Raw genomic sequence first — 24,569 nt, 5'->3', positions numbered from 1 at the left:
TTTATGTCTGAACTTCCTCATCATTATTAGCATAACGTATAAATTTTATTTTTATTTAAAAAAAATTAATTTTTTTTATACAATTAAAGTACTGCTGACAAACTGTTGTCATCAACTGCTCTTACCTTTGTTTTAACATTAACAAATAAAACAAAATTATGACAACAACAACAACAAAAATCCAACAGTTTATCTCTTCGGCACAATTACTGGAACACTGGCAAGGTCACAGAAATCTTACAAGAAGAGTTATTGAGATATTCCCTGAAAAAGAATTGTTTGAATTTTCGGTAGGTGGAATGAGACCGTTCGCAAAATTGGTAGTGGAACTTATCAGTATTGCAGCTCCTGCTTTGAAAGGAATTGTAAATCATCAGATTGAAGAATTTTCTGAAGAAGAATTTAAACCTAAAACCAAAGAAGAAATCCTTGCAAAATGGGATGAAGAAACTGAAGTGATTAATCATTATTTTAATCAGATTTCTGAAGAGCGATTTCAGGAAACATTCAATCTTTTTGGGCAGTACGAATTTCCTGTGTATCAGAATATTCTATATTTTGTTGATAATGAAATACATCACCGCGGACAAGGTTATGTTTATTTAAGAGCTTTAGGAATAGAGCCACCTTTCTTCTGGGAAAGATTTTAAATTTTTCCACCTGTTTTTATTGTAATTTAGATTATCTCTCACAGATTTTGATATTGAACACATTTAAAATCTGTGAGAGATTTTTATTGGAAATTTTTAGAAACTTTCTGAATAAGTTCTTTCATCTTAATTTTTAAAGTTGCTGGTTCTATAACTTCGGCATAATCAGCGAAAGTAATCAGCCACCGCGGAAATCCTTCATCAATCCATTCTGTTTCAAAGGTCAGTTCAAAACCATTTTCTGTCTCTGTTTCTTTAATTAAGCCATAATAGATTTTAGAATTTCCTAAATGTCCCATAATTTTTTTATCAACCAGAATTCGTACGAATGTTTTATTTCCATTGGGATTTTTCCGGTAATCGTTAATCTGTCCGTATTCCTGTAGAAAAGGAATCTGTGTTTTTGTTAATTTTAAAATCCGGTCAATCCTAAATTGCCTGAAATCATTTCTCAAAGTGCAATACGCAATGATGTACCAATAATTGAATTCAAAAAATACGCCGACCACTTCAATCGTTCTGGTAGAAATTTCATCGTTTACTGTTTTATAGTCAATCTTTAGCTGAACTTTTTCCGCAATACTTTCCAAAATAGTCGGAATAATATTTTTAATCTTATCTTCAGTTTTTGGATAATTGTCAAAAATATCAATTTGCTTTTCGATGTTTGCCAATAAATTTCGGTCAGAATATTTCAGCACCGACCGTACCTTTTCCATTGCTGTTTTATAATGACTTCCGAGACTTTCATGGGAGAAGCGCTGCATCAGTTTTTCAGCGGTAATAAAACTCAGAACTTCTTCTTTAGTAAACATTACCGGAGGAAGTTTGTATCCGTCCATCAGAGAATACCCGCTTCCTGCTTCTCCAATAATGGGAATTCCTGCATTTTCCAGAGTTTTTACATCACGATAAATGGTTCTGATGCTTACATCAAATTTTTCAGCCAAATCCTGTGCTCTTACAATGGGTTTTGATTGTAACTGAGTGAGAATTGCAGTAACACGGTCGAGTTTTTTCAGATAATGATCGTTCATTTTAATTAAAATGCTCTTATCGGTTTAGATACAGTGCAAATTTAATTTAATTTGATGCTTTCTAAGCAGAGTCTGATTTTTAGCATAAAAAAAACTGACCTACGTCAGTTTTTGTAAAGTATTAGTTTAAGTTTTATTACTATTTGTTGAGTTCTATAACCTGAATTTGATTGGTTCCGTCTGTTGATCTCCATTTCTGAAAATTCTTTTTATTTTCTAAGATAATCCAGATTTTTGAAAATTCTTCACCACCATTTTTTATAGTCACATATTTTTCAGTAGCAGTCCAATCAAATTTTAGCTGATCTTTTCTTTCAATACCCATAATCTGAAAATTAAGATTTTTCTCACCAGAGTTATTTCCATTAAAAGTAATTGTTCCAATATTATTCAGTAAAATATTTTGTTTGCCTGGTGTTATCGTTTCATACTTTGCTACATTCCAAGTTCCTACTAAACGACTAGAACAAGAAGTAAGTGCTGAAAAAATAATAGTGGAAACAGTAATAAATAAAGATACTTTTTTTGAATTCATCATTGTAGATAAGTTGTGTTAAAGATTAAAATTAAACCAATTATACAAATTATTTAATAACATGTTTGGTTCCGATAGATTTTTTAAATAACAAAAAATAAGCCAATATTGTCATTATTTGCAGAAGATTATTAAAAATATGTTTATTAATTTAATAACAATTATTTTTATTTTAATGATATAATAAGGGATTTTAATTTTTTATATATATAATTCATTAAAATATGTGTAAAATGAATAATTAGCCCTCAAAACTGTAGCTGGTAAGATAATGCAATTCTTCTTTACCTGCCGCTTTTGATTCTGCTTCAGCCTGCTCCGGAGAATACTGGAAATTAATTTCTTTCTTCTGAAAAACAAAAGAATTATTGGCGGTTTTATCAACGATTTCGCTGAAGATGTGTTCAATCTCAGAATTGGCAAGAGAGGCAAAACTAATGTCTTCAAAACCATACATTAGCCTCAAATCATTAAACTGACTGAAGTTTTCATCCACAAAGCTTTGAAGTTGTGATTTTGAATCAAAATTTCCTGCCCATATATTATAAACATACGTTTTCTTCTTAGGTTTATCGAAAATACTCTGGTAAACGAAATTTTCTCCCAGATACGCTTCTCTCACCTGCGGATCATTGGCAAGATCTTCAGGAAGACCTTCTTTCAGAATTTTACCTTCAAACATGATATAGGTTTTGTTGGTAATCGCCAGTGTCTGCTGTACATTGTGGTCGGTGATTAGAATTCCGATATTTTTGTCAGTTAAGCTTCTTACGATTTTCTGAATATCTTCTACAGCAATCGGGTCAACTCCTGCAAATGGCTCATCCAGAAGGATAAAACTGGGATCTGTTGCCAAACATCTTGCAATTTCAGTTCGCCGTCTTTCTCCTCCGGAAAGAAGATCTCCTCTGTTTTTACGAACGTGCTGCAAAGAAAATTCCTCAATCAGCTCATCACATTTGATCTGCTGTTCTCGTTTTGAAAGCTTGGTAAGCTGTAAAACCCCAAGAATATTATCTTCAACGGAAAGTTTTCTGAAAACCGAAGCTTCCTGCGCAAGGTAACCGATTCCTTTCTGAGCACGGCGGTACATGGCATCATTTGTGATTTCCTGTTTATCGAGGAAAATTTTTCCGGAAGTAGGCTTTACCAATCCTACAATCATATAGAAAGACGTAGTTTTTCCGGCTCCGTTCGGGCCAAGCAAGCCTACAATTTCTCCCTGCTGAACCTGTACAGAAACACCTTTTACAACTTTTTTAGGGCCGTATTCCTTGATTAAGTTTTCTCCTCGTAAAATCATAGTCGCAAAGATAAAGTTTTTTGAATTATGAATATATTTTCAGTATTGTTAATTACTGTCTGAAAATTAAATGAACAGATTTTAAAATCAATGTCTTTCAACGGATGAAAAATATACTTGTCCTTTTATTTTTAAAAAGAAAAATCTAATTTTACACCTTAAATATTCCCTTGCAGTACGCTCAGATTATTTTACCGCTCAATCTTAAAGGAACTTTCACTTATAAAGTTCCCGATAATTTAGTACCAGCTATTCAGCCGGGAATGAGAGTTTTGATTTCCTTCGGCGGAAAAAAAATCTACACCGGAATTGTGTTTGAGCTTCATGATTCGGCTCCGGAAAGTTTTGTGCCGAAAGAAGTCATCAGCATTTTAGATGAGCAGCCAATTTTAACGCCACAACAGATCAGATTCTGGAAATGGCTTTCTGATTATTATTTGTGTAATCTGGGAGAAATTTACAGATTTGCTTTTCCGTCTTCCTTAAAACTGGAAAGCGAAACCTATCTTAAATTAAAGCCCAATGCAACGATCGAATTTGAAAATCTGGATGTCAATGAAATGTATCTTATTCAGGCGCTGGAAGTGAGACAACTCATTAATTTGTCTGATATTGAGGCTTTTATTCCCAAAAAGGATATTATTAAAACCATCAATTCACTTATTGATTTACAATATATCGAAATTGATGAAAAAGTGGCTGAAAAGTATAAAGCAAAAGAAGTTGCTTATGTGAAAATAAATGATGAGGTTCTGAAAACCAGAAATCTTACCGAAATTCTTTTACAGCTAAATAAGGCTAAAAAACAGAAAGATCTTTTCCTTCATATTCTTGAAAAACAAACTGAGCATCCTGATCTGCTAATCAGAAAATCAGAATTATTTGAAGACGGGTATTTCGTCAGTTCACACTTTAAATCTTTAGCAGATAAAAATCTTGTTGAAGAATATTATCTGCAGAAAGACAGGATTGAAAGCTACGACGGAGAAATTGAAGACGTAGAAGAGCTTACAGAAATCCAGAAAACAGCGGTTGTTGAAATTGATGATGCTTTTTCTGAAGATAAAAATGTATTGCTTCATGGGGTAACTTCCTCAGGGAAAACTCATATTTATCTGGAAAAAATTGAAGATTGCATTTCTCAGGACAAAAATGTGCTTTTTCTTTTACCGGAAATTTCCCTTACCAAGCAAATTACGCAACGTTTAGAAAAAAAATACGGAAGACAGTTGGGTTTTTACCATCAGAAACTCACCGATTTTGAAAAAGTAGAAATCTGGCGAAGAATCAAAAATGATGATATAAAAGTTTTAATTGCTACAAGAAGTTCCTTATTTCTGCCATTTCAGAATTTGGGATTGATTATTGTGGATGAAGAACATGATTCCGGATACAAACCCCGTGAAGTTTCTCCTTATTTTAATGCAAAAGATGCAGCATTGGTTTTGGCTAAATTTTATGATGCTAAAGTAATTTTGGGTTCGGCAACACCCTCTGTTGAAAGCTATTATTCCGCCAGAAAAGGAAAAATGCAGTATGTTTTTCTGGGCGAAAGATTCGGAAGTGTAAAAATGCCCGAATTTGAGCTCATCAACTTCAAAGAAGCACAGGATTCTAAAAAGGTTTCCGGTAATTTTTCTCTGAAACTGATTGATGAGATCAGGAAAACGCTTGAAGATAAAAATCAGACTATCATTCTTCATAACCGGCGTGGGTATGCAAGTGTTTTAGAATGCGAATCTTGCGGATATGTAAATTACTGCTCAAATTGTGACGTGGTGATGACGTATCACAAGTCTGCCAACGAAATGAAATGCCACTACTGCGGACAAAGGGCTGCAAAGCCAAAAGTATGTCCTAAATGTTATTCTGAAAACCTCAACGAAAGAGGGGTGGGAGTAGAGCAGATTCATGAGGAGGTTTCTAAAATCTTTCCGGATAGTGAAGTTGACAGGATGGATGTAGATTCTATGCGGAAAAAGTTTGCCTACGAAAAACTGTACGAAAAAATTGAAGAAAGAGAAACGGATATTGTTGTGGGAACTCAAATGATTTCTAAAGGTCTTGATTTTGATCATATCGAATTGGTAGCTATTCCTAAAGCAGATTCTATGCTGTATGTACAGGATTTCAGAGCAGAAGAAAGAGCCTATCAACTGATCACCCAGGTTTCGGGAAGAGCAGGAAGAGTTTCAGGAGCAGGAAGGGTTTTAATTCAGACTTTTAATCCTGATCATTCTGTTTTTCAGCTGATTAAAATGAATAGTATTCCTAAAATTTACAAATATTTTCTTACAGAACGTCAGAAATTTAATTATCCTCCGTTTACGAAGTTAATTATGATTGAGCTAAAACACAGACGTGATGAAAAAGTGAACAGAGCTTCTCAGTTTTTGGGATCTGTTCTAAGAAAATACCTTCCGGAAGAATGTGTTTTAGGACCAGAAAGATCGCAGATTGCACGTCTTAATAATCTTTATCAGTTTCAGATTTTACTCAAGTTACCGCGTGGCAAAAATTATGAAGCTTATAAAAAGCTGGTTTTGTTAAGTTTAATCGAATTTGATGAAATTACTGCATATCAAAGTATTAAAAAAGAGATTTTAGTGGATTTTTAACAAATTTTAACAAATTTTATAGCGTTTTATCATTCCGCTCTGGCTCAACGTACAGCAATAATCTCTACATTTGACCGTTGATTATATGCTTGGATTGTAATTAATCATTTAACCAATCATTTTTTATAGAATCCAAATTATATCAAAAAGAAAATTAGATGGTAAATTTCAGAAAATATATTTCAGGTGTAACGGTGTTGGCAGCCGGTTTTTTGTGGGCTCAAACCACTGTTTCTACAGTTCTTTACTCTCATAATAATGACAACTCAAGAAGTTTAAATCTGCCTTCTCCTGTAGATGCTTTAGAAAAAGCTGTTTTATCGCCCAAGGATATTGTTGATATCAATGTCAATACAATGATGGCAGATCCGGTGCTGAAAAATGCAACGTGGGGATTTGTAGTTTATGATCCTGTAACTAAAAAAGTAATTTCTTCTTATAATGAAACTACTCCTTTGGTTCCGGCTTCAACAACAAAACTTTTAACGACAGAGACGGCTTTGAGTTTGTTGGGTGAGAATTATCGCTGGATGACTCAGCTTGAGTATTCCGGAGAAATTGATGAGAACGGAGTACTGAACGGTAATCTTTATATTGTAGGAAGCGGAGATCCTTCTTTGGGAACCAACAAAGCGGGAGCATGGTCTTATAAAGATATTGTAGCAGATTTCGTTTCAGGTATAAAAAATGAGGGAATCAAAAAGGTAAATGGTGATATTGTCATTCAGACAGCGCTTTTCAAAGGTAACTTATCAAGACTTCCGGAAAATGTTGTGTGGTTGGAAAACAATAATTATTATCTTCCTGTAGGGACTACCAAAGAAATAAATCCTGCAAACGAAAAGCTGATTGTAAAGAAATCTTTAACGACTGCTGCAGATAAAAAGTTTTTCTATGTTTCACCTTATGCCGATCAGATGGTGTATGCAGAGAAATATGACGGTGACGGAACTTTAACTACCAAACTTCCTGATGCACCGGCTTATCTTGCCAATTCTTTCAAGGCCAATCTTGTAAAAAGCGGTGTTGGAGTTACAGGAAAAGTAAGTCCGAAAATGACTGATGCTGCGCCGGAAAGCAGAAAAAAAATAAGTGTTTATCAATCTCCGACTTTAGCCGATATTGTGTATTATACCAATCAGAGAAGTGACAATTCCTTAGCAGAAGCTTTACTGAAGACAGTAGGTTTCCAGAAAATGGGAGACCAGACTTCTGAAACAGGCAGAATTGTTGTAAACAATCATCTTAAAGATATTGCTTTCGATCTGGAAGGTTTGAATTATATGGATGGAAGCGGTCTTTCAAGAAGTAACAAGGTGACCCCGATTTCGCAGGTAAAATATCTTTCTTCTCTTATGGGAAGTAAGTTTTACAAAACTTATTTTAATTCATTACCGATCGGAGGTCAGTCAGGAACATTGAAAAGTATGTTTTTGACAGAAGGCAACGGACAGGTTTTTGCAAAAACAGGAACTTTAAATAAAGTAAAAACTTTAGCAGGGTATTTAAAAACCAATTCAGGAAAGACACTTTGTTTTTCGTTAATGGTTAATAATTACGCCGGTTCGGTGAGTCAGGTAAAAAGCAAAATGGAAGCAATTTTGAAACCTGCATTAGATCTATAAAAATATCAACTTTACATAGAAACCTTTTAATCTTTGATTGAAAGGTTTTTTTTATCTTTAAGCCTTAATAATTTATAAATGAAAAATATATATCTTTTGCTTTTAAGCCTGTTCACAGCAGGTTTGCTAAAAGCTCAAAATATGAATATTGAAAAAAAAGGGCTTGTAGAGAAAGAAATGGCAGCTTACACTGCAAAGATGGGGGCAGGAAACATCAACAACAATACTCTAAACTACGATCTTCAGTATCAAAGAATGGATGTTTCTATTGATCCTGCAGTGCTGCAGATTTCCGGAACGGTAACTTCTCATTTTAAACCCAGTCAGCCAATCAGCAATATTTATTTTGACCTCAACAATAATATGCCGGTTTCTCAGGTGGTTTTTCATGGTCAGAATCTGAATTTTCAACAGCTTTCAACCAGAGAATTAAAAATAGATTTTACATCATCTCTTCCTGCTAATGTGTTGGATTCTCTTACGATTCATTATTCCGGCAGTCCGTTCTCGTCCAATAATGCATTTTTTAACGGAACTCAGGGTGGTAATTCGGTTCTGTCAACACTCAATCAACCTTACGGTGCGCAGGATTGGTTTCCCACAAAACAAAGTCTTAACGACAAGATTGAAAAATTTGACATAAAGGTGACTACTCCTCCACAATATAGTGTTGCGGCTAATGGAAGACTTGTTTCGGAATCTATTTTAGGAAACGGACAGAAGCTTACATTCTGGCGAACTCAGTATCCCACAACTGCTTATTTAATCGCCTTGTCAATCACTAATTTTATTAAGATGAATGACACCATTGGCAATCCTCCGTTTCCGTTCGTAAATTATGTTTTTCCGTCTACTTTTTCCAACACTACAAGCATGAATAATATTGAGTGGACGAAAACACTGATGAATACTTTTGAAACTTATTTCGGAACTTATCCTTTCAGAAATGAGAAGTATGGTCATATGGAATTTCAGGCAGGAGGCGGAATGGAGCATCAGACGATGTCTTCCATGGGAGGCTGGAGCAGATCGCTGATTGCTCATGAACTGGCGCATCAGTGGTTTGGTGACAAGGTTACCTGTGGTGCATGGAACGATATCTGGCTCAATGAAGGTTTTGCAACATTTGGAGAACATCTGGCGAATGAAAAGCTTTTAATGACCAATGCACAATTTCTGAATTATCTGCTCAGCGAAAAAAATTATATCACAAGCTCTGCGGGAGGAAGTGTTTATGTTGCTGATGCAAATCTGGCAAATATTAATGCGATTTTCAGCAGCAGGCTTTCTTATTCTAAAGGAGGGTACATTGTAAGGATGATGAAATGGATTTTGGGAGATACTGTTTTTTATCAGGCAATAAAAGATTATCATGCAAGACCCAATCTGGCGTACAGCTATGCAAGAACAGCAGATCTTAACGCCTCTTTACTCCAATCCACAGGTAAGAATTTTACAGAATTTTTTAATGATTGGGTTTACGGTCAGGGGTATCCTACTTATGATATACGTTGGAAACAGGTGGGAAATCAGCTGACGTTTAAGGCTTCACAAACTCAAAGTCATTCTTCAGTAGGTTTTTTCGAAATGCCTTTACCGATAAAGGTGACAGGAACAGGCGGACAGATTGCTTATTTTGCTTTAAATAACACTTCAAACAATCAATATTTTACAGAAACTATCAGTTTTCCGGTAGCAAGTGTTCAGTTTAATTATGAATACCAGATTCTTGATAGAAATTCTACTGTAACGCAGGACAGCAGCCTTAATACTTCCGAATTAATTAGTAATAATTTCAATATATATCCTAATCCTGCTAAAAATGAGTTATTTGTTTCAGGTCTTAAAAAAGAAACAGAATTTGCAATTTATACAGCAGACGGAAGATTGATTATGAAAGGGAAAACTCTAAATAAGGTAGATGTATCTTCATTGGAAAAAGGAATTTATTTTATATCATTATCAGATGTTCATCTGAAATTCATTAAAGAGTAAAAATATCTTAATTTAAATAACTAAACTTTGTCTGTACAGGCAAAGTTTTTTGTTTTATAACCCCTCAGAAAATTGTATTTTTGTTGAAACTATTAGATTTTATGGAATTTTTAGACCGATACCAGCAGATTGTTGCTGACGCTATTAATAAATATACCTTTAAGGATAAGCCGACTGAATTGTATGAACCGATGAACTACATCATTTCTCACGGCGGCAAGAGACTTCGTCCGATTATGGTTTTAATGGCTTGTGATTTATTCAATGGTGATCAGAAAATGGCGATAAAGCCAGCGCTGGCGATAGAGTTTTTCCATAATTTTACGCTCATTCATGATGATATTATGGATGAAGCTCCACTCAGAAGAAACAAACCAACCATTCATACTCTTCACGGTATCAATACCGGGATTCTTTCAGGAGATGGGTTGATGCTGAAAGCATACAAGTTTTTTGAAGATCTTGAGCCCGAAATTTTCAAAGCCTGTATCCGGATTTTTACCCATACCGGATTGCTTTTGTGCGAAGGACAGCAATACGATATCAATTTTGAAACTCAGGAAAATGTAACTTTTGATGATTATATCCGAATGATTACATACAAAACAGGAGTACTGAGTGCATCATCCTTTGAAATTGGTGCTATGATTGCCAAAGCTCAGTTCAAAGATGCCAAAGCGATTTTCAACTTCGGAAAGCACATCGGAATTGCATTTCAGATTATGGACGATTATCTGGATGTATTCGGAGATCAGGCTCAGTTTGGTAAAAAACACGCAGGCGATATTTACGAAAATAAAAAAACTGTACTGTATCTGCTGGCAAGAGAGCACGGAACGGATGAAGAACGTAAAGAGCTGGATTACTGGTATTCTAAGAAAACGGATAATATTGATAAGGTTTATGGGGTGGAAAAGATTTTCAGAAGAACAAAAGTTGATGAGAAAGCGTTGCGCCTGATTGAAAAACATAATGAGATAGGACAAAGCTATCTTTCTAAAATTGATGTTCCCGAAGAAAAGAAAAAGCCATTTATAGAACTTGCAAATTATCTTTTGAGAAGGGAGAGTTAATTTATAATTCTCAAGTTTAATGAATGAAATTCCGTACAGAAGTTGATATTTACGAATCTGAAAGAAAAATAGAAGTTGAGGATAGAATATTTTCAATAGGATCTTGTTTTGCTTCTGAAATGTCAGATTTATTGGCGAAAGGTCAGCTTCAAAGTATGAATAATCCTTTTGGAACGATTTTCAATCCGTTTTCTATTAATAATGCCGTTAAAAGACTTCATGATTCGGAGTTTTACAGGGAGGATGAGCTGATCGTTTATGATGAAAAATATATTTCTCTGGATCATCACACCAGTTTTGATACAAGATATATTCATCAGACTTTACAAAAGATAAATTCAGGAATAGAACAGGGAAATCTTTTTCTGCAGCAGGCAGAATGGGTAATTATTACTTACGGAACTTCTTATATTTACGAATTTGAGCCTAAAGAAAAACTGGTTGCCAATTGTCATAAAATCCCTTCAAAATTTTTCAATAAAAGACTTTTGACCCAACAGGAAATATCTGATTCTATTTATGATACAATTATTAATCTGAAAGATATCTGTAAAGATCAGCTTCAGATTTTGTTTACCGTTTCCCCCGTGCGTCATACCAAAGACGGAATGATTGAAAACCAATTGAGCAAATCGAAATTGATTGCGGCAGTCCATGAAGTGGCTAATGAGTTTGACGATTGCCATTATCTCCCTGTTTATGAGATTTTGATGGATGATTTGCGGGATTACAGATTTTATAAGGATGATATGATCCATCCTAATTCTCAGGCAGTCAATTATATATTTGATAAATTTGGCTCGGCTTATTTTTCAACAGAAACAAAAGATTTTATCAAAGAAAATTTTAAGATTGTAAAAGCTCTTGAACATCAGAGTGATGACGAAAAAGATCCGAAATATATAGAATTCAGAGAAAAATTACATCTTAGAATTGAAGCTCAAAGAAAAAAAGTAAAGCACAAAGTATTTCCAAATGATTGATTTCACGAATATTGATTATCTGATAACCGGAAACGAAAAGCAAAAAAGAGCTTATGAAGTTTTAACTAAATATCATATTTTCAGGAAATTGAAATCTTATTCGCCCATTTTAGCAGGAACAATCCCAATAGAAATTGATGTTGATGGAAGTGATCTGGATATTATTTGTGAAGTTGATGTAGAATTTGAAGAAAATTTTTTAGAGGATCTTTCTTTGAATAAAATAATTCTGAACGAAAATGATGTTAAGATTGATTATCCGATTTTATATGGTGAAAAGTGCATTACAGTAAATTTTACACTTGATGAATTTCCTATAGAAATTTTCGGACAAAACAAACCTGTAAAAGAACAGAATGCTTACCGCCACATGATCGCAGAATATAAAATATTGCAGGAGAAAGGTGAGAATTTTAAGCAGAAAATAATAGAATTAAAAAAACAGGGAGTAAAAACGGAACCCGCTTTCGGAATGTTACTGAATTTGGAACATCCTTACGAAGACCTGTTAAAATTATAAAAATGATTGATACACATACACATTTATACTCTGAAGAATTTGATAATGACAGAAAAGAAACAATTCAGAGAGCTTTAGAAAAGGGAGTTACAGCGTTTTATCTTCCGGCAATTGATTCCGAATCACATGATAAAATGCTTCAGCTTGAAAGCGAATATCCTGAAAACGTTTTTTCAATGATGGGATTACATCCTTGTTATGTAAAACCGGAATCGTGGGAAAAAGAACTTGAAATTGTAAAAAATTATCTGGATCAGAGAAACTTTCCTGCTATTGGAGAAATTGGAATTGATTTATATTGGGATAAAAGTACTTTAGACATTCAGATAAAAGCTTTTGAACAGCAGATTGACTGGGCAATTGAAAAAGACTTGCCGATTGTCATTCATACCAGAGAAAGTTTTGATGAGACATTTGAAGTTTTAGAAAGAAAAAAGCATCCTAAACTTAGAGGAATTTTCCATTGTTTCTCTGGAAATGCAGATCAAGCAAAACATGCACTAGATTTAAATTTTTTATTGGGAATTGGTGGAGTTGTTACTTTTAAAAATGGGAAGATTGATCAGTTTTTACATGAGATTCCTTTAGAAAAAATTGTTTTGGAAACCGATTCACCTTATCTGGCTCCGGTTCCGCACAGAGGTAAGAGAAACGAAAGTTCATATCTTGATCTGATTGTGGGAAAACTGGTAAATATCTACAACAAAGATTTTTATGAAATCAGCATGATTACAACCGAGAATGCCAAAAGAATTTTTCAGTAATATTTGTTTTTTATAAGTAAATGAAAACAAGAATTTTACAGTTTTCGGATAATAAGAAAGTGATGAAAATCATTGTCTTTACAATTTATTTTATCATCAATTTCTTGTTTCTGGTAAAATATGGTATCCGTCAAAATTTCATTCATCCATTTTTATTAACAGCTGTTTTTGTGGCTTTGCATATAATCTTGTTTTATAGTGACCGTTATTTTAATAAATCACTGAAGATTAATACTAAGACTATCAATCTTTTAATTGTTTTTAGTGGTATTTTTTATCTTTTACTTTCCCACCTGATTACAGATCCTTATTCTTTAAAAATAGACAGATGGCAGACTGTAGAATATTCGCTTGATTATTGGCTTCATGGGAAATATATCTATGCAACCAAAAATTTCATGGGAAATATACCGTCTTACCTTCCTGGCCAACTCTTACTGATGCTTTTGTTTTATCTTTTGGGAAATGTTGGCTATATGCAGGCTGCTGCGATGATTTTATTTGGCTGGATTGTAAAAAGGGAATTCCATTCAGGTAAAATACGTATGATGGGAATTTTTTTGCTTTTTCTTTCTTTATCGTACATTTATGAAGCCGTTTGCAAAAGCGATTTTATTTCCTTATTTATAATCACTTCGTTTTTTATTTTATATTGGCATCAGAACTATAGAACGAATTATTTTCAAAAACCAATTATTTTGGGATTAATTGTAGGGGTGTTATGTTTAACCAGAAGTGTTGTGATTTTGCCGTTAGTTTTATTTTTATGCCGCCCGTTTTTTGTTTCCACTTGGAATGAAAAAATCAAATTTTCTGCTACTTTCTTTTTGACAGTTGCTTTTCTGATGTCTACCGTAATTCTTCCGGCAGAAAGTATTGATGAAGTATTGGCTTACAATCCTCTAGCAATGCAGGGACAGCTGAATTCCGCTGTAGTATTATTCTTTCTTTTTATTACAGTTTTTTTATCATTTGTGCTTAAAGAAATAAGGCATGTTTTTTTGTGGTCTTCAATCATTATATTTGCTGTTATGGCATCACATATTATAGAGCAAATTCTGAGAAATACAGCAGTTGAGTTTTTAAATGTTACCTATCTTGCAGCAGCATTACCATTTTCTATTGTAAATTATTGTTTTCTGTTACAGGAAGATAAATTTAGATCAAATAAAAATATCAGGACTGAATAGATTCTTTCAGAGTTCTTTTTAGCAGTTGGTAATCTTTGTCGGTCATAGATTTTTTCGGGAACATATAGCTGTATTTCCCTTCAACCAAAATACACTCCTGATTGCTGTCGAAATATTGAAAGTCTTTCCATTCACTGGTTTCTTTCTCACCGTTGATGTTTACGGTGAAAAAATTTTCATCAAATCTTATTTCATACGTTTTACAATTTTCAATTTTTAAAAGATATGCATTTACCTGTTTTCTCCATCGGGAAACTTTATTGATGCTTACAGAAAGAAAAACGGCACAAAGAAGGAAAAGAAAACTCACAAAATATAATATTCCTGCTTTTTCTTTGGTGAAATCGTTACGGAAAACAAAAACAATCAGTAAGATTGCTGCCACAACAATTGTTGTAATTGTTTTTCCTCTAGTTGTAGGAGAAAAAAACAAACTCCCCTGATTGCCTCCGAAATAGATTTTCTCAAAATCTTCTCTTTTAGGTCGTAAAACAATTAGTCTTTCTTCACTCATGATGATTAATTCTGATGCAAAGCTAAAAGAAAAAATCTATTTTGAGCCATAAACAATAGTTGGTAACAATGAATATTTGTTTTCGGGTTACATATTTTGTACTATGATATATTTAAATTACTCTATCTTTGATTAAAATTCGGTTATGAGCCAGATCCTTAAAAACTATTCCGGAATTTTACTTTTACTCTTAGGAATTACGGTGGGAAGCATCATTGGGATGTTGATGCCGGATATTGTTGATTATATAAAGCCTTTAGGTGATATTTTTCTGAATCTGCTTTTTGTAAGCGTTGTTCCGCTGGTATTTTTTGCAGTTTCCAATTCTATTGCTTCTCTTGAGCAGCAGTCAAAATTCGGGAAAATAATGCTTACAATGTCCTTTACTTTCCTGTTTTTTATTTTAACGGCAGCAGTATTTACAATTTGCGTTGTATATCTTTTTCCTGTTTCGGGAGTTTCAGGAAGCCATGAAATTGTAGAGGAGGCTGTAAGTAATGACACTTGGGGAAATAGGATTGTCGGATTTTTTACTGTAGGAGAATTTACTCAGCTTTTTTCACGGCAAAATATGCTGGCTTTGTTGATCTTCGCTTTTATGACAGGTTTTTCAGCACGAAAGGCAGGTGAAAAAGGACATCATTTCAGAGCATTTATTGCTTCAGGATATGAAGTAATGAAAGAGTTGTTGTTGTTAATCATGAAAGTAGCGCCCGTTGGCTTGGGAGCATATTTTGCATATCAGGTTGCCACTTTGGGACCACAGCTTTTCGGATTTTATGCTAAACCTCTGGGATTGTATTATATTGCAGGAATTGTTTATTTTTTCGTCTTTTTTTCTTTGTATGCATTCATGGCAAAAGGTCAGAACGGATTTAAAAGCTTTTGGGCTCATGCAGCTTACCCTTCTCTCACTGCTTTGAGCACATGCAGCAGTTTTGCAACAATGCCTGCGAATTTGCAGTCAGCTTCTTATATGAAAATTCCGGATCAGATTTCCAATATTGTCATTCCTATCGGAACAACATTGCATAAAAATGGGTCGTCAATGTCTTCTATTATTAAAATTTATATTGCTTTTTTGATTATTGGCAGAGACTTTTTTGACCCTGTGAATTTGCTTTTGGCTTTGGGAATCACTGTTTTTGTGAGTGTTGTTGCAGGTGGTATTCCAAATGGAGGATACATTGGGGAAATGTTGATGATTTCGGTTTATCAGTTACCACAGGAAGCAATTCCTGCTGTGATGATAATAGGAACATTGGTAGATCCTCTCGCAACTGTTCTCAATGCAGTCGGACAATTGGTGGCTTCTCTTTTTGTAAGCAGATTTGTAAAAGTTTAAATATGATTTATTTTATGAAAATGTGAAAAAATCATTTATAAAAAAGAGGCTTTCTAATGTAGAAAGCCTCTCTTCGTATGTGTTGTTGTCTGAATTATTTCTTGTAAGGAACGTCTTTAATTCTCGCTTTTTTACCTCTAAGGTCTCTGAAGTAGTAGATTCTTGATCTTCTAACTTTACCTCTTCTGTCAACTTCAATTTTTTGCAAAGCTGGCATGTTGATAGGGAAAACTCTTTCTACACCTACATCACCAGACATTTTTCTGATGGTGAAAGTTTTTGTAGAACCAGTACCTCTCAATTGGATAACTGTTCCTTTAAAGAACTGAGTTCTTGTTTTTTGTCCTTCTTTAATTTCGTAATACACAGTAATTGTGTCTCCTGCTTTGAATTCAGGGAATTCTTTTTTAGCGATGTACTTGTCTTGTACGTACTTTAATAAATCCATTATTAATTAAAATAAAATGTTAAAGCTAAGCAACTTACACGTTCTTCGTCAGAGGTTGAATAACAGACTGCAAAAATAAAACAAATTTTTCTGTTAACCAATACCTTATACAATATTTTTATTATTTTTTGTAGAAATGACTATAGCAAAAATAAAAACAATTTTTAAAGGTTTGTGTTCCTTCCAATCAATAATATGTTGAATAAATTTTGTCTTTTTCACATAAGAGAATACTTTTTGCTAAGACTATTTTCATGAAAAAACTTTACTTGCTCCTGACTGCATTTTGCAGCCCGTTTTTATTTTGTCAGGAGACAGATTCTGCTGCGGTAATTTCTGAAGTTACGATAGATGCTTATAAGAAGCCGGGTAAACTAGTCAATTCAACAAAATCTGTTTCAGTAATCACTAAAAATCTTCTCAATCAGAATACACCAGAACGTTTGCTGGAGTCTGTCAATCAGATTCCCGGTGCAAGAATGGAAGAGCGTTCGCCGGGAAGTTACCGTATTTCTCTTCGGGGAAGTACTTTACGATCTCCTTTCGGAGTAAGGAATGTAAAAGTTTATCTTGACGATTTTATCTTATCAGATGCTTCCGGGAATACTTATTTCAATATTATTTCGCCTGAGCTGATTGAGGGAATGGAGATATTTAAAGGTCCGGAAAGTGGTGATTACGGAGCCGTGACAGGCGGAACAATAATTCTAAATACTAAAAAATCGGAAAGTCTTTCCGTAAATTCTGCGATTGGAAGCTATGGAACATTTAACCAAAGTGCTGTTTTTTCCAGACATGCAGGGAAACACTTTTTTGAAATTTTTCAAAATTATTATCAGACAGATTCTTACAGAGATCAGTCTTCAGTCAGAAGAAAGCAGATTTTTATAAAAGATAATTTTCAATATTCTGAAAAAGGTATTTTAAAAGCAATGGTTATGTTCTCAGATCTTAATTATCAGACTCCGGGCGGATTAACTTTGCAGCAGATGGAAGCCAACAGAAAGCAGGCAAGACCTAAAACGGCAGTTCTTCCCGGTGTACAAGAACAAAATGCAGGAATCAGAAACAAAATGATTTTGGCTGGACTTTCAAATGAATTTAATTTTAATCAGAACTTTTCGCATTTCATCCTCGTTCAGGGTTCGTATGTAGATTTTGAAAATCCGTTTATTACCAATTTTGAAAACCGATTTGAAAAAAATCTGGCATTACGGACACATTTTAATTATGAGAAAAACTGGGATGCACTTTCTTTAAGCTACCGATTGGGTTTTGAAGGCGGAATAAACGATATATTTGTTAAAAATTACGACAATAACAAAGGAATTGAAGGGAATCCACAAAATTTTGATCAGATTAAAAATGCTTCCGGATTTTATTTTATCTCTCAAAGGCTGAATGTGCAGGATAAATTGTTTACCGACATTTCTTTAAGCCTCAATTCCAATTCTTATCAATGGCAAAGATCATTTCCGGAAGCTGAATCGGGCAATGTAAAATTTAGAAATCAATGGCTCCCAAATTTTGGAGTAACCTACGCATTTACAAAAGGATTTTCAGTTCGCGGTAAAATAGGGAAGGGTAATTCTGCACCAACGAATGAAGAAATAAGGTCTTCTAATCAGGAGTTCAATCAAAATCTGAGTCCTGAATTTGGTTGGAATAAAGAAATCGGGATCAGAAAACAATTAGGAAATTTTCTGTTTGCAGAAGGAAGTTATTTTGATTTCAGGCTGAATGATGCCATTGTGAGAAGGCAAAATGAATCCGGACAGGAATACTTCGTTAATTCGGGCGAGACGGTGCAGAAAGGTGTTGAATTTTTATTGGAATCTAAGAATTTCAGTCTTAAAAATGATTTTTTCAGCCATTTTAAATTTAGATTTTCAGGAAGCTTTTATGATTTTAAGTTTAAAAATTATCAGGACAATGAAAATGATTTTTCAGGAAATGATTTGACCGGAGTTCCCGCAACTGCTATCAACAGTTTGCTTAATTTTACTTTTTTTAAAAAACTGAATATTGATTATTCTCATTTTTATACTTCAAAAATACCTTTAAATGATGCCAACTCTGTCTGGTCAGAATCTAATTTGATTGCAAATATCCAGTGCAGATTTCCGTTGAATTTTGAGAAAACTAAAGTTAACTTATATCTTCAGATTCAAAATTTATATAATGAAGATTTTGTTTTAGGTTTTGATATTAATGCTTTTGGAAACCGTTATTACAATCCTGCAGCCAAAAGAAATTTTGTTTTGGGAGCGAAAGTTGATTTTTAAAAGGACTGTTTTGTAAGAATATTGTTTACGATCATTTCTGCATGAATTCTGGAGTTTTCTATAAACCACAAATGGGTGTCTTTTCCACCACAGACAACGCCTGCTAAATACAGATCAGCGATATTGGTTTCCATCGTTTCAGAATTGTATGTAGGGTTTAGACATTCGCCATTCAGCTCAATTCCTGAGTTTTTCAGAAAATCAAAATCGGGAAGATACCCTGTCATGGCGAGAACGAAGTCATTTTCAATTTCGTTAATAGCTCCGGTTTCATCTTTAAAAATAACAGAATTTTCTTTAATTTCAATTAATTCAGCATTAAAGAAAGCCTTAATAGATCCTTCTGCAATTCTGTTTTCAATGTCTGGTCTTACCCAATATTTTACATTGTCAGAAATTGTCGAGTTGCGAATGATCATGGTTACGTCTGCACCTTTTCTATAAGTTTCCAAAGCAGCATCTACAGAAGAATTGCTTGATCCTACAACTGCAACTTTTTGTCTCGCATAAGGATAAGGCTCAGTGTAGTAATGTTTTACCTTCGGAAGTTGTTCTCCCGGAATATTCATTAAATTCGGAATATCATAAAATCCGGTCGCAATAATCACGTTTTTGGCAAAATACTTAGATTTTGAAGTCTCTATATGAAAAGTTTCTTCTTTTTTTGAGACTTGTACCACTTTTTCGTAAAGCCTGATGTTGAGATCTTTCTGTCTTGCAATTCCCTGATAATATTCCAGTGCTTCCTGTCTTCCGGGTTTTGGAGCTGCTGAAATAAAAGGAATTTCTGCTATTTCGAGCTTATCGGCAGTAGAAAAAAACTTCATATAAAGAGGATAATTGTATAATGAGTTTACGATTGTTCCTTTTTCTATAATTACATAGGTGAGATTTTTCTTTTCAGCTTCCAAAGCACAATTCAGCCCGATGGGTCCGGCTCCGATGATGAGAATGTCTACAATTTCCATTACACAAATTTACAAAATCAAAAATTCCCGGTGGTCAATCTGCAAAATCTTTAGAGCAACTCGGCATTAGTTTTGATTTTATCGGATAAATTTTTTAGTTATGAAACATTTTTTTGTCATATTTATGATGATTTTTTTTATTTCATGTGAAAAAAAAGTAAGCGAAAATCCTCCGGTTTTTTCTGATACAGTCAAAAAGGCTGAAGAAAAAACAGAAACTAATCAGAAATCATTTTCTAAAGAAGTGATATTAAAGAAGATGAATAATGATTTGCTTCAGGCAATCAAGCTGGGTAATTATGGAACCTTTTCAGATTTTATTCATCCGGAAAAAGGAGTAAGATTTTCTATGTACGCTTTTGTGAACAGAAATGAAGACAAGCATTTTTCCAAAGCAGATTTTCAGAAATACTTTCCTTCAAAAACTATATTTACCTGGGGAAGCCGTGATGGAACGGGAGAAATTTATCGAGCGGCAATTGATCATTATTTTAAAAAATGGGTCTTTAAAAAAGACTTTACAAAAGCAAAATACTCACTCAATACATTTCAGGGAAGCGGAAATTCTCTGAATAATCTTAAAGAAATTTATCCTGATGCCGATTTCACAGAGAATTACGTTGCAGGTTCGGAAAAATACAGCGGTATGGATTGGAACTCACTGCGTTTTGTTTTCGAGGAAATTGAAGGCAAGTATTATCTGGTTGCTGTGATTAATGATGAATGGACGATATAAAAATTGTCATTCAGTATTAAAGGTGTCAAATTATATAATTTATTGTTGCACGGAATTTAATGCAGGTTTTTATCTAATATTTCTACTAACTGTTTCGTTAAATTTCTTCTTGAAAACTGTTCAATATTTTGAGTGCTTTGTGAAAGATCTCCGTCTTTCCACAATTCAAATCGGTTTAAAATAAAATCTTCAATTTCTTCAGAATCATGATAACTGAAATGTCTTCCCGCTTTTGTTTCATTTAAAATTTTGGAAACATCTGCTTCTTTTGGTCCAAAAGAAATAATCTGTTTTCCTGTCGCTAAATATTCAAAAATTTTACCCGGAATTATTCCTTTAGAAGTTTCACCCGGAAAATTAGTAATGAGGAGAAGTGATGATTTTGTCATTTCTACCACTGCTTTATCATGTGAAACGTAGCCCAGGTTCAGAATATGATTTTTCAGTGTGGAGTTTTCAATCGTATTTAAAATCTTGTCATCAATTCTTCCAACAAATTTTAAGCTGAAATTTTCAGCAAAATCTGAATTTTTTTGTACTAAATTTTCTAATGCTTTCCAAAGATTTTCAGGATTTCTCAATTGTTCCAAAACACCGATATAGCTGATGGTGAATTTAGCATGAGTTTCTGGAAGGTTCAGAGTTTCAGGTTTTGAATCTGCTTCATCAAATCCGTTGGTAATGCAGACCGCATTGGCTCCGTTTTTCCGAAAGTTTTCTGCATCAGTATAACTTGTTGCCAAAGTAATATCTGCATTTTTAAAAACTTCACTTTCCAGAAAACGATGCTTTTTATCAGATCTGTTGGTCAGTTTTAAATGTTTGTAGTAAGAAATTTCAGTCCATGGATCACGAAAATCAGCAACCCATTTTAATTCAGGAAATTTCTTTTTTAGATTTAAACCAATCAGATGCATAGAGTGGGGTGGTCCTGAAGTAACAACTGTGTCTATCTGATTCTCTTTCAGATATTTTTCAAGAAATTCCGTAGAAGGTTTTACCCAGAAAACTCTTGCATCAGGAATAAAAAAATTTCCTCTCACCCAGATTGAAAGTTTAGATTTCCAGCTTTGATTTGCTCCTACATCAAATTGTCCGGCTTTGAATTTTTTATTGCTTTTATTCAGTTTTTCTGCAAGCTGATAAGGCTCCCATATTTTTGTTTTTACAATTTCTAAATCTTTAGGAATATCTTTCACCAGACTTTCATCCAATAAAGGATAGCTTGGATTTTCCGGGGTGTAAATAATAGGTTTCCAGCCAAAATCAGGAAGGTATTTTGCAAACTTGAGCCATCGCTGAACGCCGGGTCCTCCCGCAGGAGGCCAATAATAAGTAATGATAAGAATTTTTTTATCTTCCATGAATTTTAATATAAATCCTGCGTCTTTTGTCATTCTGAATGAAATGAAACTGAATGAAGAATGGCAGTACAGAATTTAAACTTCTTCTTTAAATTGTGTCTCTTTTTTCTTATTTTTATTCAACCAGAAAATTCCGAAAGCACTTAAACCGATAAATAGTGCGAAACAAATCAGAGAAATCCATTTTCCTTTTTCGATAACTTCCGGCTCAAAAATCATTTTGATATTGTGAGTTCCGGCAGGAACGTACACCGCACGTAAAAAATAATCTGATTTAATGTAAGAAACTTCCTTTTCATCTATAAAAACTTTCCAGCCATGAGGATAATATACCTCTGAGAAAACAGCCAATTGCCCGGTTTTAGACTGCGATTTGAATTCTAATTCGTTCGGTTCGTATTTTGTGAGATTGATCGAAGCAGTAGAGTCTTGCTGTACATTTTTACCATTAAAATAGGCTTTATCATCAGCATTGATTATTGCCGTTTTTTTAGTGTCAATCTCTCCGATTAATTTTATTTCTTCATCTGGTGTACCTGCAAATTTCAGATCACTTACAAACCATGCATTTCCGTTGGCATTTGGATTAGGAACGACCTGTGGTTGTGAAGGATCACCAAAAATCATGTATTTTGTGTTGAGAAGATTGAGGATTTTTGGTGTTTTGATGCTGTCAACATTAGAAATATATCTGTTCATTACATCATCAAACCTTCTCAGTCTCACTGCATGATAACCGCCTACTGAAGATTTAAAATATGAAGTATTGGTTTCGCTGGTTACCCCTAAAACCTGATTGTAAATTCTGTAATGTTTTTTATCTTTTTCGGCAATAGTTTCCAGCGCTTTGTTGGTTGGAATGCTTGCTAAGATCGACTGCAGATTGGCGTTATCCCCCACTTTTTCAGCAAGATACTCTGAACCTTCAGTCTGAAAAGGGTTTTCAGCAAAAATTTTGTCAACGTAATTATCATCATTCAGATAACGTTTGTTCACCGTCCAAAGATCAAACAAACTTACTGCTCCGATAATGATAAGTGCAATATTCTGATTTAATTTTTCTTTTAAAGCAAAGAATAGAACCGCTGCAGTAATTCCTACATATAATAAGGCTTTGATGGCATCAGTTCGGAACATTCCAAATCTTGTATCAACCAAATAATCTAATAAGAAAGGAGGTAAGTAGGTTTTTTCGTTATCGGTAGCAAATCCTAAAAGTGATTTTCCAAAAAGGATCAATATAAGTGTTAGAGCCAAAGTGCTTCCTCCAACATAGGTAAGTATTTTCTTTTTATAATTTTCATCAAGATTTTCACTCTTGAAAAATCTGTATAATCCTACAATTGCAATTAAAGGGAATAATAATTCCACAACAACCAGAATAGAAGAAGGCGCCCTGAATTTGCTGTAAAACGGAACATATTCAATAAAGAAATCAGAAAGGAACATAAAGTTGCTTCCCCATGCTAATAAAATCGTTAAAATAGTAGCACCTAAAATCCAGTAGCGGTATTTTTTCGGAGCAAAAAAGAATCCTAAAAGAGCCAGAAAGCAGACAACGGCTCCCTGATAAGCAGGACCTGAAGTTCCCGGCTGATCTCCCCAATAAGTAAGGCTTCCGAAACCTTTGGCAATTCTTTCATATTCTGCCTGAGAACTTACGTTTTCCTGTACAAGCTGCTGTACATTTTCCATCATTTCTTTTCCTTCCGGTTCCTGGCTTCCGCCTCCCATCAGTCTTGGGATAAAAAGATTCAGCGTCTCCAGTTTTCCGTAGCTCCACATCAGAATACTTTCTTTATCCATTCCGGTATTTCCTGCTGTGTTGGTTTCGGTATTGAGAATCTGTTTTCCTCTTACTGTTTCTTTGATGTATTCGGAGTTTGCCATAATTCTCTGAGAATTCATCCCGACTCCGATTGCCAATGATGCCGCAACAATTCCTGACGAAATCAGAAAATGTTTCATCGGAACTTTCTTCTGAATGGCTCTTACCAATTCGGAAATAAATAGAAATCCTAATCCTAGAAAAAGGTAATACGTCATTTGCGGATGGTTTGCCGCCACCTGCAATCCGAAGAAAAGGGTAGTGACAATGAATCCCAGAATGTATTTTTTTCTGATATAAACGAGTAAAATTCCAGCCAAAAGCGGAGCAAAATATTCTATGGTATTTACTTTCCCATTATGTCCGGCTGCAATAATAATGTAAAAATAAGTGGAAAGACCGAAAAATGTGGCTCCCAAAAGGGCATATTTCCAGTTTCGTACAGCAACCATTCCCAGAAGAAAAAAACCTGAAAACAAAAGAAATAGATAATTAACCGGTCTTGGCAAAATGTTGAGATAGCTGTCGATTTTTTTGATAATATCTCCCTCAAACCGGCTCCCCATCTGGTAAGTGGGCATGCCTCCAAACATTGAGTTGCTCCAATAAGTTTCTTTATCGAAGTTATTTCTGTAGTCGATAAGTTCTTTAGCACCTCCGCGATATTGTACAATATCATGCTGAAAAAGCTGTTTTCCCGTAAATACAGGAGTAGAATATAAAAATCCCAATAATAAGAATACAACCAGTGAAGCTGCAACGTAGATTAAGTTTTTATTTTTTGCCAT

The 24,569-nt window shown here is 34.2% G+C and carries 19 protein-coding genes and 1 pseudogene; 12 read left to right on the top strand and 8 right to left on the bottom strand.

Translation table 11 applies throughout. The features are described from left to right. The first annotated feature begins 158 nt into the window (after positions 1 to 158). Complete coding sequence (locus tag AC0NBN_RS07725) at positions 159 to 650, top strand: DinB family protein (RefSeq protein ID WP_160812749.1); 492 nt, start codon at positions 159 to 161, stop codon at positions 648 to 650. 83 nt (positions 651 to 733) lie between these two features. On the opposite strand, the gene AC0NBN_RS07720 is transcribed toward AC0NBN_RS07725, so the two are convergent. The 3 genes and pseudogenes from AC0NBN_RS07720 to lptB form a co-directional block, all read right to left on the bottom strand. Continuing rightward, on the bottom strand, positions 734 to 1,687 hold the full coding sequence (locus tag AC0NBN_RS07720) for a helix-turn-helix transcriptional regulator (RefSeq protein ID WP_160812750.1): 954 nt from the start codon (positions 1,685 to 1,687) through the stop codon (positions 734 to 736). A 139-nt stretch (positions 1,688 to 1,826) separates the two neighbouring features. Then, a complete protein-coding gene (locus AC0NBN_RS07715) occupies positions 1,827 to 2,225 on the bottom strand; it encodes a hypothetical protein (RefSeq protein ID WP_143884552.1) in 399 nt (132 codons plus the stop codon). A gap of 574 nt (positions 2,226 to 2,799) precedes the next feature. After that, a pseudogene (gene lptB, locus AC0NBN_RS07710) lies at positions 2,800 to 3,525 on the bottom strand (LPS export ABC transporter ATP-binding protein); the annotation flags it as partial. A 170-nt stretch (positions 3,526 to 3,695) separates the two neighbouring features. On the opposite strand from lptB, the gene priA reads away from it, so the two are divergent. From priA to AC0NBN_RS07670, 8 genes are all read left to right on the top strand, one after another. Beyond that, a complete protein-coding gene (gene priA, locus AC0NBN_RS07705) occupies positions 3,696 to 6,143 on the top strand; it encodes a replication restart helicase PriA (RefSeq protein WP_160812751.1) in 2,448 nt (815 codons plus the stop codon). Positions 6,144 to 6,301: 158 nt separating this feature from the next. After that, complete coding sequence (dacB, locus tag AC0NBN_RS07700) at positions 6,302 to 7,768, top strand: D-alanyl-D-alanine carboxypeptidase/D-alanyl-D-alanine endopeptidase (RefSeq protein WP_160812752.1); 1,467 nt, start codon at positions 6,302 to 6,304, stop codon at positions 7,766 to 7,768. Between the two features lie 78 nt (positions 7,769 to 7,846). Next, positions 7,847 to 9,763 (top strand): M1 family metallopeptidase, encoded by a 1,917-nt coding sequence (locus tag AC0NBN_RS07695; RefSeq protein WP_160812753.1) that lies wholly within the window; start codon positions 7,847 to 7,849, stop codon positions 9,761 to 9,763. Positions 9,764 to 9,864: 101 nt separating this feature from the next. After that, positions 9,865 to 10,836 (top strand): polyprenyl synthetase family protein, encoded by a 972-nt coding sequence (locus AC0NBN_RS07690; RefSeq protein ID WP_160812911.1) that lies wholly within the window; start codon positions 9,865 to 9,867, stop codon positions 10,834 to 10,836. A 23-nt stretch (positions 10,837 to 10,859) separates the two neighbouring features. After that, the gene (locus AC0NBN_RS07685; protein WP_160812754.1) at positions 10,860 to 11,819 is read left to right on the top strand and encodes a GSCFA domain-containing protein; all 960 of its coding nucleotides are present in this window, start codon (positions 10,860 to 10,862) and stop codon (positions 11,817 to 11,819) included. Further along, entirely contained in the window at positions 11,812 to 12,339 is a 528-nt protein-coding gene (locus AC0NBN_RS07680) for a DUF4269 domain-containing protein (RefSeq protein ID WP_160812755.1), read from the top strand. The genes AC0NBN_RS07685 and AC0NBN_RS07680 overlap by 8 nt, the downstream gene beginning before the upstream one ends. Before the next feature lie 2 nt (positions 12,340 to 12,341). After that, positions 12,342 to 13,103 carry a TatD family hydrolase gene (locus AC0NBN_RS07675; RefSeq protein ID WP_160812756.1) on the top strand — a complete coding sequence of 254 codons (762 nt, stop codon included), beginning with the start codon at positions 12,342 to 12,344 and terminating at the stop codon, positions 13,101 to 13,103. A 20-nt stretch (positions 13,104 to 13,123) separates the two neighbouring features. Continuing rightward, entirely contained in the window at positions 13,124 to 14,293 is a 1,170-nt protein-coding gene (locus AC0NBN_RS07670; protein WP_160812757.1) for a hypothetical protein, read from the top strand. Here AC0NBN_RS07670 and AC0NBN_RS07665 read toward each other — a convergent pair. After that, complete coding sequence (locus tag AC0NBN_RS07665; RefSeq protein WP_160812758.1) at positions 14,280 to 14,807, bottom strand: YcxB family protein; 528 nt, start codon at positions 14,805 to 14,807, stop codon at positions 14,280 to 14,282. The genes AC0NBN_RS07670 and AC0NBN_RS07665 overlap by 14 nt on opposite strands. Before the next feature lie 145 nt (positions 14,808 to 14,952). Between AC0NBN_RS07665 and AC0NBN_RS07660 the strand changes: the two genes are divergently transcribed. Beyond that, positions 14,953 to 16,152, top strand: a complete 1,200-nt coding sequence (locus tag AC0NBN_RS07660) for a dicarboxylate/amino acid:cation symporter (RefSeq protein WP_160812759.1) — start codon at positions 14,953 to 14,955, stop codon at positions 16,150 to 16,152. A gap of 94 nt (positions 16,153 to 16,246) precedes the next feature. Here AC0NBN_RS07660 and rplS read toward each other — a convergent pair whose 3' ends face one another. Beyond that, positions 16,247 to 16,600 carry a 50S ribosomal protein L19 gene (gene rplS, locus AC0NBN_RS07655; protein ID WP_089742977.1) on the bottom strand — a complete coding sequence of 118 codons (354 nt, stop codon included), beginning with the start codon at positions 16,598 to 16,600 and terminating at the stop codon, positions 16,247 to 16,249. A gap of 254 nt (positions 16,601 to 16,854) precedes the next feature. On the opposite strand from rplS, the gene AC0NBN_RS07650 reads away from it, so the two are divergent. Then, entirely contained in the window at positions 16,855 to 18,885 is a 2,031-nt protein-coding gene (locus AC0NBN_RS07650; RefSeq protein ID WP_160812760.1) for a TonB-dependent receptor domain-containing protein, read from the top strand. Here AC0NBN_RS07650 and AC0NBN_RS07645 read toward each other — a convergent pair. Beyond that, positions 18,882 to 19,853 carry a YpdA family putative bacillithiol disulfide reductase gene (locus AC0NBN_RS07645; protein WP_160812761.1) on the bottom strand — a complete coding sequence of 324 codons (972 nt, stop codon included), beginning with the start codon at positions 19,851 to 19,853 and terminating at the stop codon, positions 18,882 to 18,884. The two genes, AC0NBN_RS07650 and AC0NBN_RS07645, sit on opposite strands and share 4 nt — an antisense overlap. A 100-nt stretch (positions 19,854 to 19,953) precedes the next feature. Here AC0NBN_RS07645 and AC0NBN_RS07640 point away from each other — a divergent pair, with 100 nt between their 5' ends. Beyond that, the gene (locus AC0NBN_RS07640; protein ID WP_160812762.1) at positions 19,954 to 20,589 is read left to right on the top strand and encodes a hypothetical protein; all 636 of its coding nucleotides are present in this window, start codon (positions 19,954 to 19,956) and stop codon (positions 20,587 to 20,589) included. Positions 20,590 to 20,645: 56 nt separating this feature from the next. On the opposite strand, the gene AC0NBN_RS07635 is transcribed toward AC0NBN_RS07640, so the two are convergent. After that, complete coding sequence (locus tag AC0NBN_RS07635; protein ID WP_160812763.1) at positions 20,646 to 21,953, bottom strand: glycosyltransferase family protein; 1,308 nt, start codon at positions 21,951 to 21,953, stop codon at positions 20,646 to 20,648. Between the two features lie 75 nt (positions 21,954 to 22,028). Further along, positions 22,029 to 24,569: a YfhO family protein gene (locus AC0NBN_RS07630; protein ID WP_160812764.1), complete on the bottom strand. Its 2,541-nt coding sequence runs from the start codon at positions 24,567 to 24,569 to the stop codon at positions 22,029 to 22,031.

The organism is Chryseobacterium sp. L12 (genome assembly GCF_056133985.1).
The sequence above is the reverse complement of the archived record's forward strand: the minus strand, read 5'-3'. Positions and strand labels throughout refer to the sequence as shown.